This is a genomic window from Parapedobacter sp., from assembly GCF_035556095.1.
Classification (GTDB): domain Bacteria; phylum Bacteroidota; class Bacteroidia; order Sphingobacteriales; family Sphingobacteriaceae; genus Parapedobacter.
Genome location: NZ_DATMFT010000012.1, coordinates 136735 through 147680, shown reverse-complemented (window position 1 = coordinate 147680; position 10946 = coordinate 136735). Strand labels below are relative to the sequence as shown.

Annotated in this window: 10 protein-coding genes; 2 read left to right on the top strand and 8 right to left on the bottom strand. The window is 46.6% G+C overall.

Annotated features, from left to right (window positions below):
* Window positions 1–404 precede the first annotated feature (404 nt).
* The 5 genes from VNQ80_RS06710 to VNQ80_RS06690 form a co-directional block, all read right to left on the bottom strand.
* Complete coding sequence (locus tag VNQ80_RS06710) at window positions 405–596, bottom strand: cold-shock protein (RefSeq protein ID WP_188505341.1); 192 nt, start codon at window positions 594–596, stop codon at window positions 405–407.
* A gap of 160 nt (window positions 597–756) precedes the next feature.
* Window positions 757–1845: a ketoacyl-ACP synthase III gene (locus VNQ80_RS06705; RefSeq protein ID WP_325636709.1), complete on the bottom strand. Its 1089-nt coding sequence runs from the start codon at window positions 1843–1845 to the stop codon at window positions 757–759.
* Window positions 1846–1868: 23 nt separating this feature from the next.
* On the bottom strand, window positions 1869–2978 hold the full coding sequence (locus VNQ80_RS06700) for an acyl-CoA desaturase (RefSeq protein WP_325636707.1): 1110 nt from the start codon (window positions 2976–2978) through the stop codon (window positions 1869–1871).
* 209 nt (window positions 2979–3187) lie between these two features.
* Window positions 3188–3550: a response regulator gene (locus VNQ80_RS06695; RefSeq protein ID WP_325636705.1), complete on the bottom strand. Its 363-nt coding sequence runs from the start codon at window positions 3548–3550 to the stop codon at window positions 3188–3190.
* 3 nt (window positions 3551–3553) lie between these two features.
* Entirely contained in the window at window positions 3554–6736 is a 3183-nt protein-coding gene (locus tag VNQ80_RS06690) for a chemotaxis protein CheB (protein WP_325636703.1), read from the bottom strand.
* Window positions 6737–7131: 395 nt separating this feature from the next.
* On the opposite strand from VNQ80_RS06690, the gene VNQ80_RS06685 reads away from it, so the two are divergent.
* Together VNQ80_RS06685 and VNQ80_RS06680 are read left to right on the top strand one after the other, a co-directional pair.
* A complete protein-coding gene (locus VNQ80_RS06685) occupies window positions 7132–7707 on the top strand; it encodes a ferritin-like domain-containing protein (RefSeq protein ID WP_188505337.1) in 576 nt (191 codons plus the stop codon).
* A 374-nt stretch (window positions 7708–8081) separates the two neighbouring features.
* The gene (locus tag VNQ80_RS06680) at window positions 8082–8198 is read left to right on the top strand and encodes an SHOCT domain-containing protein (protein ID WP_188506158.1); all 117 of its coding nucleotides are present in this window, start codon (window positions 8082–8084) and stop codon (window positions 8196–8198) included.
* A gap of 297 nt (window positions 8199–8495) precedes the next feature.
* Here the strand turns inward: VNQ80_RS06680 and VNQ80_RS06675 are convergent, their stop codons facing one another.
* From VNQ80_RS06675 to VNQ80_RS06665, 3 genes are all read right to left on the bottom strand, one after another.
* Window positions 8496–9470 (bottom strand): hypothetical protein, encoded by a 975-nt coding sequence (locus VNQ80_RS06675; protein WP_325636699.1) that lies wholly within the window; start codon window positions 9468–9470, stop codon window positions 8496–8498.
* A gap of 136 nt (window positions 9471–9606) precedes the next feature.
* A complete protein-coding gene (locus tag VNQ80_RS06670) occupies window positions 9607–10332 on the bottom strand; it encodes a hypothetical protein (RefSeq protein WP_325636697.1) in 726 nt (241 codons plus the stop codon).
* 5 nt (window positions 10333–10337) lie between these two features.
* Window positions 10338–10904: a sigma-70 family RNA polymerase sigma factor gene (locus VNQ80_RS06665; protein ID WP_325636695.1), complete on the bottom strand. Its 567-nt coding sequence runs from the start codon at window positions 10902–10904 to the stop codon at window positions 10338–10340.
* Window positions 10905–10946: the final 42 nt, after the last annotated feature.

The window sequence follows — 10946 nt, the reverse complement described above, 5'->3', positions numbered from 1 at the left end:
CAAAATTGCCTGATGTCCCGGAACCGCCGCCGGTGGATTGGAAGAGGTGCTGCGTAAATGACCCGATACCGCATTGGCGGGGGGCGTAAGTGCCTATAAAAGCGATTTTCATCTGATTAAATTATTTATGAGTGTAGGTTTAAGTCGGACAAATTGGAGAAACCCCGATAATACGCTACCGTTGCGCCATCCCTTCTGAATACCCGTGCTCAACCAGGTGTGAGTGCTATTGTGTGCTAACACTTATAAAACAAGTCATCGCAAGTTACATCATTCGATGACTGTAAATAGTCAATAACTAAGAACTCGTACACTTTGCGTCCTGTAAGCGCGGAGTGGAAGGAACAAAAAAACCACCAGGGTTAATGCCCGGTGGTCTTCATACAATATCTGAAAAATAGAAATTAATTCAATTTTACGTTTACTGCGTTGAGGCCCTTTTGGCCCTGCTCGACTTCAAATGAAACATCATCATTTTCGCGGATCTGGTCTTTCAACCCGGAAGAGTGAACAAATACCTCTCGTCCACCGTCTTTGGGGGTGATGAAACCGAAACCCTTAGTCTCATTGAAAAATTTTACTACGCCTTCTTGCATGGCTTTTGAATAAAAAATTAATTGAATTATTAATTGGCTTAAAGGTAAGAATAAAATATTGTAATTCAGCGTTTTTTATTTCGGTCGAGCAAGATCGTATAATATGCAACACCTATTGCACAAGCATAGACCTGCGCGACACTGATAATGGAGCAGGCGGTCACGCGGTAGGTATTTTATACGCCACGGCGTTCATATTCACGCCAGCGCCCATGGAAGCAATTACAATCACACTTCCTTTCTGCAGGACTTGATCAATTAATTTCCCTTTATGCATCAAGTCGTATAAAGTGGGTAATGTTGCTACAGAACTGTTCCCGAGCCATGAAATCGTCATGGGCATCATGTCTTTTGGCGAGCTATACAGGTCGTATAGTTCAAATAGGTTCCTCAGGATCGCCTCGTCCATTTTTTCATTTGCCTGATGGATCAGCACTTTATCGACTTCCGTGACTATTAGGCCCGCGCGGTCAAGACACTGCTTCATGGTTTGTGGCACGGCTTTTAACGCATACTCGTATAGCTTCCTGCCATTCATTTTGAGAAACAGGTGATCATGGCCGTATTCAGGATTGGAAGATTTGCCCATGCGTAATACATAGGCCAGTTCGGCAGCGTAAGACTTAGTGGCATGGCTCAGCACGCCTACCGGTGTGTTACTCTGCCTGGCTTCCAAGACGACAGCCCCGGCTCCATCGGCGTAGATCATACTATCCCGGTCGTGCGGATCGGAGATCCGTGACAGTGTTTCCGTTCCGATAACCAATACCCGTTTGGCACTGCTGTTGCGGATGTAAGTATCTGCTTGGATCACACCTTGTAACCAGCCGGCACAACCGAAAGGCAAATCATAGGCGATGGTTGACGGGTTTTTGATAGTTAAACGATGCTTGACCCGGGATGCCAATGCCGGCACGAATTCGCTTCTGCGGTTATCTGCCCTGATGTCGCCAAAGTTATGGGCAACGATGATATAATCCAGCGTTTCCCCGTCTATCCCGCTGGACACCAGTGCCTCCTGTCCGGCGAATGCGGCAATGTCAGACGCTACCAGGTCATCTGTCACGTACCTTCTTTCCTGGATACCGGTAATCCGGCCAAATTGCCTGATGATCTCCGCATTCATTTTTTTCAGCCTAGTACCATCTTGATCATAAAAGGCATGTTCAAGGAAATCTTCGTTTCGTATCTTTCTCGTCGGAATATAACTGCCGCTTCCAACGATAACGGCATAAGTCGGATGATCCATCGCATTCGTGGTATGTATGTGAATTATTCCTTTCCAAGGAGCTTTAACATTTTTGCATGCAAGAGCAGGGCTTTCATAAATGTTTCCTGCTCATGATAAGGCAGCCCGAATGCTAAGGCCGTCGATTTGACAACCGGCGCGATTTTGGGATAATGAACATGACAGATTCCCGTAAAGAGATGATGTTCGATCTGAAAATTGAGGCCCCCAATAAACCAGGATAATATACGGCTCTTCGGTGCAAAGTTGGTCGTATTGCCCAATTCATGGATTGCCCAGCTATCTTCCATCCGCATCTTTCCTTCCGATTCGACAGGTGCTGCAAAGGCGGATGTCTCCATGATATGCGATGGTTGGAAAACACAGGAAAGAAATAACCCTGCCGTAAAATGCATGAGTAGGAATCCTGCCAATACCAAGTACCATGGCATGCCTGAAAACAAAATCGGCAAGATCAATATATAGGCATAGTAAAACAGCTTGTACATCGTAATGCGGAATATGGCCTGACCAAAAGAAACTTTCTGTTTGGCCAGCAGGTTATGCCTTTTGTAGCGTATTACCTGTAGGTAGTCCTTCGCCGTCATCCAGAATAGGGTCATGTTCATATAAAAAAACCAAGCATAAAGATATTGGTAACGATGGAACCAATACCAGGGCTGCCGAGGAGAAAAGCGCAGCAACTTAATACTGCTGATGTCATCATCTAAACCTTCAATGTTGGTATAGGTGTGATGTAATAGATTGTGCTGGATTTTCCATGTTGCCGAATAACCACCTACAATTTCCAGGATGTGTCCGATCAGACTATTTACTTTTTTGTTGGGCGAGTAGGTTCCGTGATTGGCATCATGCATGACTGCCGTACCTATGCCTACCATTCCCCACCCCATCAGGAACCAAAGCGCGAAATACAGCCAATAATTACCCGCTGCCTGACCTGTAACCATCAGGACATAGGGCACCACGTAAAGCAGCAACATGAAGTATGTCTTTATCCACATGGTTGTATTTGCATAGCGAGAAATATGATTCTTTTCAAAATAAGCTGAAACTTTCTCTGTTACAGCTTCGTAGAAGCTATCTGCGCCTCTGGGTGCGAAACGTACAATGGGTAGCTTTTCCGCCTTCATCTGAACAACATTTTAATTTGCAGATCGGATTATTTGCCCATTGAAGAATACAAACCAGCAAAAGTATTGTTTAGCGAAATTTAAATCGGACCGGATTTCTATTTTAATTAGGGGTTGTGTTGCGGAGATACCGCGAAAGCACCATGGGTGGTTTTTAACTTCGTCCCAATATTCATATCAAAATCCCGCTACGATTTCTGTTAAGATTATCAAGTTAAAAAAACGCGGACTCTTTTCAAGAAATCATCAAGATCAAAAGGCTTCAGGATAATATCGTCGGGACCTCCCTCTTTGTCCAATGACGCATAAAGGTTGTCAACTGCGGATACCAGTATAATCGGGATTACCTCCATCCCAGCGGTTTGCTTGATGTGCTTGCACAGGCTGCGGCCGTCAATATTCCCTATCTTCACATCAAGTAAAATCAGATCGGGGGAAAATTGAGCCATGGTTTCAATCACCGATTTGCCATTTCGGAGACAACAGGTTTGATAACCGGCATCCCCCAGGATTTGGGCGAGCAGAAATTGTAGCTCAGCATCATCATCCACAATCAATATTTTCTTTCCCATGGTTTAATCCTGTTGATCCGCAGTTTTCAGGTATAATGTAAATGTGCTCCCTTTTCCCGGCTCGCTATCTACCGTGATTTTCCCTCTTGCCGCCGTTACAATCCGTTTGGTTAAGTAGAGGCCAATACCGTTACCTTCGACCTCCTGATTGATTCTCCCGTGGATGTTAAAGATATTTTCCATGCTGCTTTTCTCCATCCCGATTCCGTTATCGGAAACCGTCAGCACCATATATTCGGCCTCTTGGCGGTTATAGATCCGGATAATGGGAGGCCGGGCATTCCTGAATTTGATCGCATTCGAAATCAGATTGTACAATACACTCCTCAGGTTGTTTTTTGAGAAAAAGAAACGGCTGACTTCAAAATCTCGCAGGATAACCGCCCCCGATAGCTTGATTTTGTTTTCCAGGCTCCATTCGATATGATCGATGATTTTATCGAGGTCGACCTGTTCGGTGGTGATAAGTTCACTTTCCATTCCGGCAATATGACCGATATCCTTGATAAGTGAGCTGAATTTCTGTATGGACCGGTTGACGACCTGCAGGTAATCGTTCAATGCCGGATCCGTGATTTTCTGGTTCATCATGGTGATGCCCAATTCGACGTTTCCCAATGGCCCTAACAGGTCATGGGAAGCGATATGCATAAAGTTTTCCAGGTCCGCATTGATGCGCTGTAGGGCCTCATTCCTTCCGTCCAGCTCCAGCTGAAGTAGTTTCAGTTCGGTGATGTCATTAAATGTAACGATGGCCCCCGCAATTTGATTGTGCGCCTGTAAATATGGCATCGTCATTAATTGGTACCATTTGCCTTCTGCTGTTTGGACTTCCCTAGTCAACACGTCTCCCCTGGCAATCACTGCTTTAATATCACTTATTATCGTATCAAATTTGATGTTATTTGAAATTTGGTGGAGTGGCCGGCCAATGTCGATTTCACGCAGATTGATTTGCTCGGTTGCGCCGGGCGAAAATTTCATCAGCACTAAATCCCTGTTTACGAATAGCTGGCCGGTGATGTTGCTGCGGAAATAGTTATTCAGGTCGTCGTTGAGTTCGAGCAATTCCCTGTTCTTCAGTTCGTAATCCGAATTGATGGTATGGAGTTCCTCATTTACCGATTGCATCTCCTCATTGGTGCTCTGCATCTCCTCGTTAGCTGAAATCAACTCTTCATTGTATGACTGCAGGTTCTCATTGGAGGTGTCCAACATCTCGTAAACGCTTTTGAGCTTTTCTTTGGCTTCCTTCAATTGTGCTTCAAGGTCAAGCAGATATTGGTCATAGTAAGCTTTCTCGTCGAATACCGGACGCTTTCCACAGATGGGCGTATTGGATTGGTCTTCACGGAAGGTAGCCACCACAAACCGTTGCTTGCCTGGAATCTGGGTAAGCGGACTGATGGACAGGCTCACGGTCGTCGGTGCATCCCCATGATGGATGACGATGCCGTCTACGGAAGCTCGCTGGTTGGTTTGCATGACACGTGCATGCAACGTGCCGAATGCCAATGCAAGTGGTTTTGGCATGAGCGTGAGGATATCCGAGTTGAAATTCTCCTGGTGCAGGAATTTGGACGAATCGCCATAGGATTTCAGCACCCGATGTTCGTCATCGAGGCAGACAACGAGGTAGTCCATTTGGGACGCCCATTCGTGGTGCATGAGCTCAAGCAGGCCTTGGTTGGAATTGATGGGGTTTTCTTCCCTGACCAGACCATTTGTCCGTTGTTGCCCGGGTACTTGGGGCAGGACAAGCATGTCAAGGGATACTGATTTCCTAGCCTTGAGGTTTCTGTATATCCGCCATTTTTTATGTACCTCCTCTAAGGAAGCGCTGATGGGGACGGGGGTTTCGCTGGCACCGAGGAATAGATAACCCTGCACCTTAAGGCCAAATAAGAAAATGTTGAACACCCTTTCCTGCAAGGGAGGGTTCATGTAGATCAAGAGGTTGCGGCAACTGATGAAATCCATGTTGCAATAGGGTGGATTTTTGCTCAGATCGTGCTTCGCGAAGATGACCATCTTGCGTATAGCCGGAGAAACCATATAATGGTCTTCTTTTTTTATGAAAAATTTTCTCAACCGTTCCGCGGATACATCTTTTTCAATATCCTGAACGTATTCCCCTTTCCCAGCACGAAGCAAAGCCGCTTCGTCAATGTCCGTGGCAAAAATTTTCACGGGGTTTCGCTCTGGATCCCATGTTTCCTGCTCAGCGATCAATACGGCCATAGAATAGGCCTCCTCGCCAGTGGCACAACCCGCCACCCACATTTTCAAGGGTTCTCCCGGTGGCAGCCTTTTCAGGATGTCCGGCAAAACGTTTACTGCTATGAAATCGAATGCCGCCGTGTTCCGGAAAAACGAAGTTACGCTGATCAGGAAATCCTTGACCAGGATTTCCACCTCTTGCGGTGTTCTCCGCAGGAATTCCACATAGTTTTCCAGGGACTCGAAGTTGTTTTGCGCGGCCCTCCTCAGTGCACGCCTCATGAGTGTGGTCCTTTTGTAATCGGTAAAATCCAGCGAGGAGCGTTCCTTGATTAGGTCGGCGATGTCGATGAGGTATTTCTCATTTGCTTGATGGTCTGTTTTTTTGCTGAGCTGATGTGTTACGTATTGCTCGATGGCTTTCGGCATTTTTTCGGGATCCAGTACCTGATCGACCAACCCGGTGGCAATTACATTGGAAGGCATGCTGCCGAATTGTGAGTTTTCCGGATTGCGGGCGAGGACCATCCCCCCAGATTTCTTGATGGCCATACTGCCCTGGGTGCCATCGGAACCTAACCCCGACAGGACGACACCGATTGCCCTGGGGCCAATATCCGCCCCGAGGGAGCCGAAGAACATATCGATGGTGAGGTGCGGCCCGGCTATGTCTTCTTTGCTCTCCAAATACAAGCGCCCACCGCGGATGGTCATGAATTTGTTGTTGGGAATGAGGTATACCTCATTGGTTTTTACCATCATTCCGTTTTCGGCTTCCATGACGGCCAGCTTGCTGTGCTTCGACAGTAATTCGACCATGCGGCTTTTGAAGTTTGCGGACAAATGCTGGACAATGACATACGCGACCCCGTCAAGGGGCGTATGGTCGAAGAAGGTATTGATTTCCTCCAGTCCACCGGCGGACGCGCCAATGGCAATGATGTAATCGGGGATTGTTGTTGCCATATTCGTTGGTGATTAGGGTGCAATAACGCAACCTATTTCGTGAATCAAAAGTGGGGCGTGTTTGCGTTGTCAAGGTGAGTCATGGCCGCCGGTTCTACAGCTGAGCCTTTTGTTTGCATGACTTTCAAGAATAACCAAACTGGAAGTGTGGAGATGGTTACCTTTTTTGTTATTTCTTATGCCTCCTTTTGTGTAAAAATAGTGTAAATTAACTGGAAATCAAAATTTTATTTCGGAACCAAGGACGAATGGATCGGTCTGTTAGGGTAATCTGCTGCTGGTGGCATCAGGCCAACGATGATGAAAATATATATCGACGGGCGGTAAACAAATGGCGTTGCCGACAGTTATTTACTATGTACGATCATTAATAAAGATGATTAAAATAAAAGAACATGCAAACAAATGCAAAAACAACGGGTACCGCAAAGGCGGCTCCCAAATCAGCTAAACCTACAGGAAAGACCGGCAGGATGGAAGACTCTGATTTTCATAAGTTTTTTGTGGATGAACTGAAAGACATTTACTGGGCCGAAAAGCACCTGATGAAAGCCTTGCCCAAAATGAAGAAAGCGGCCACGAGCAAGGAACTGGTAGCGGCATTTGAAAAGCATACCGGCGAAACAGAAACCCATATCACGGCATTGGAGCAGGTATTTGGACTGCTCGATGAACGGGCGGCCGCTAAAAAATGTGAGGCCATGGCGGGTTTGCTGGAAGAGGCGGAGAGTATCATTGACGACACGGATAAGGGTACGCTTGTACGTGATGCAGCACTCATCATCGCTGCCCAGAAAGTGGAGCACTACGAGATAGCAACCTATGGAAGTTTACGGACTTTTGCCCATGTCATGGGGCATTCCGACGTGGAACAGTTGTTGCAGGACACCTTGGACAATGAGAAGGCAACGGATATGGCACTAACAGCGATTGCTGAAAACTTTGTCAACAAACAGGCCGCAAGCGAATAAAATTCGGACAGGTCTAGTGCTTATTGTAGAAAAAGCTGTCCCAGTTAATGGCGGGGCAGCTTCTTTTTTGTTCGCCCATGTGACAGGTTCCAACACCTGTTTGCATCATAAAATAGCTTCCATGCAACGTTTCATCCCCCTATCTTAGTGGCACTGTATATCAAATACATGGTCAGCCACAGGTGCAGGCTGATGGTCAGGGAGGCACTAAGCAAGCTTGGCCTACACGATGTTTTGGTAGATTTGGGAGTGTGAGAGATTCGCCAGGACCTCACAGATGAACAACTTCAGCAACTGAAGGAAAGGTTACTATTGATCGGCCTGCAATTACTTGACGACAAAAGAAGCATCTTGATTGAAAAGATTAGAACAATATCGCTGGCCAAAGAACGACGAAAGGTACACCGCTTAATCTTATAAAAAAGCGCTTTGCCTCAGGCCAAATCACCAAAGAAGAATACCTGGAAAAGAGGAAAATCTTGGAAGGATAATTCGTCTTCTACAGCTTTAACCTATGCATCATTCTGTATTGGAAAGCGTGTTTATTCCGCATGTGGGCAGCAGACGCCACTTGAGAGAGTGAAACAGGCGGGTTGATTGAAATATGATATTCAGCTTATTTAATTATTCGATCAAATTCGTTGCATTTAATATGGCTTCATAATCTTCCAAAAAGTTCGACATTTGTAAACTTGCCTCTACCAATAGAAACCGGTCAAAAAATTGACCGGCTTCACTTTTTTATACCAAACCATGTTTACCGTTTATATCGAACTCCGGAAAACCCCTTATAACCCATTGAGCCAAGCGATGTCCTGTGCGGTTGCTGGCTGCGGCGTGAGTGTGTACAGGCCATTTGCCGTGACGGTTATATTTTCCTGTTTTGCAAAATAAAGATTGTCTTGTACGTCTTTTGCGATAACGACTACCGCAACCTGCTCACCAATAGGAATATTGGGCGACAGCGAAAAACTTTCCGATCCAAACCACTGCATAGCCGGGTCGTAATTCAATCCGATCACTGCATTCAGGTTCTCGAAGACCATCATCACCGCGACGTCTTGCAGCCCGGTTTCTGAGCCGGAGGTCAATTTTACGTGGGTGAAGGTTAATTGATTTGGCGGATAACTCAAAAACTTATCGACATTGATCCATCCGAAATTCGGAATGTTGAAATCGTACGAATAGGGCTGCACCATCGCTTGCGGCGATTCATCGAAGACCAACCAGGTAAACGAATCATCCGTCAACACATTACCATCATACCGCGAGCCCTGATTGAATAAAATCATCCCACTGGGGTCGATACCTGTGTCACGCGGCAATTTCACTTGCACCGGATTGGCGCTCCATGGTAAATTATCCGGATTCAACTTGAGCGTATCACCATTTTGCAAAACCTCGATATACAATTCGCCCCCTGATTCCAGAAGCTGCCCATTGGATTCCGTCGCTACCCCCGAGAGCAGGAGATCCTTCTTGGTGAGGATTTCAATGATCCCCACGTGCACCTGACCGGAAACCACATTGCCATCTCCGTCTATAAAAGCACCTGCAGGGAACGAGATTTCTGTTCCCCGCTCGCCGGTAATGGTAAATCCCGAAGCAGCGTCGCCAGTAAATTGCTGTAGGTTAGATCCCTGTTGAGCATAAAACGCCGTGGAGTTAATCCATTGGGGAGCCATGTTGGTTTCCTTATGGCACGCTGAAAATAGGAACGAAAATACACCGATAATTGCTGTTACGAATAAAAACTTTTTCATGATTACTTTTTTTAGTTAAACCATTTCGATCGGAATCCCGACCCGTTATATCCGTATATCAATAGGCGCCACACGTTGTTACCCCCGCGTGGAAAAAAAATACAATTGGCTTTAATTAGGCAATGAATTACGGATGCTATTGCGCTAAGCGATCCGCCAATTTTTGGGCTTTCTGATGATAACTGCTTCGCGGCGTCACCTGTGTCGCATACCGTAACGCTTCACCCGCATCACCTAAACGCCACAAGGCAACAGCAAGGAAATAACGGGCATCATCGGCATATACCGCCTTCCCGTCGGCAACAGGGCGCAGCACGTCAGCACTTTGTTGGTGCCTTTCGGCACCCAAATAGCTCAGGCCAAGGTAATACCGGTTCCGCATATTTGCGGTATCATGGGCTACCAAGGCTTCAAGTAATTGGACACTACGATTGTAATCCTTTGCGTTGAATGCTTCCGCAGCCTGCAATGCCAAATCATCGGAACCCACCCCACGGGTCACCGACACCGGCATATCGGGGAGGCGCTCAAAGTTAACCGTCCACAAGCCAGGTATGGTAAGCACCAGCAGGAGGCACGCTGCGGCAGCCAATGGGATCAACCAACGCACAACAGATGGATACTTAGGTTTCCGTGCCTTCGCAAAATGTGCACGGCTAGCCGCCTGCAATGTTTCTGCTAAAGCAGGTACGCCTTGGCTGGTCTCGAGCTGTTTGGCTATGGTTTCGCGGAGCATGCGCTGATGGGCGGTTTCCCGCCGCAGGTCCGCATCGTTTGTCAACGCTTCCTCGAAGCGCCGCGTATCTGCCGGCGCCAAGCTGCCGTCCAAATAGTCTTGGATGTGTTCGAAATAGTTATCCATGTCGTTTATTGTTCACCATTGAACAACGGATGTGTTTTCACCAGTTTTCCCAGTTGTGCCATGCATTCGCTTTTTTTCTTGCGTAGATAAGCATAGGTCAACCCCAATCGCTCAGCCACCTTTTCCTGATGCTCCTTGCCCATGCAGGCTTTAATGATGCCGCGACACTTGTCCCCCATCATTTCAAGCACCTGCATCACAGCCATTTCTCGTTCCAATTGATCCGCGTGTCCACTAGCTTCCGTTTCCTCACTCCGCTCAAAAGTAAATCCGTCGTCCAATGATTTTGTTACCGGGCTGCCCGACTTTTTTTTCAATACATTCAACCATTTACGTTTACAAACCGTCACCAAAAAAGCCTCAAAAGGACAGGTTAGCACAAATTTCCCATCGGCACTCAACCGATAGATATCGATCAGCGCCTCCTGGAGAATATCAGCTGCATCCGCTTCATCACCATGGTTATGGCGTATCATCCGCGCAATCTTGTCGGCATATAAGCGGTAAATTTCGGCAATTCCCCGACTATCATTATGCTGTAAATAGTTGATAAACCGTTGGTCTGGATGCATTACGTAAATGGATGTAAAGGTTGTAAAAATAAAAAAAATTCC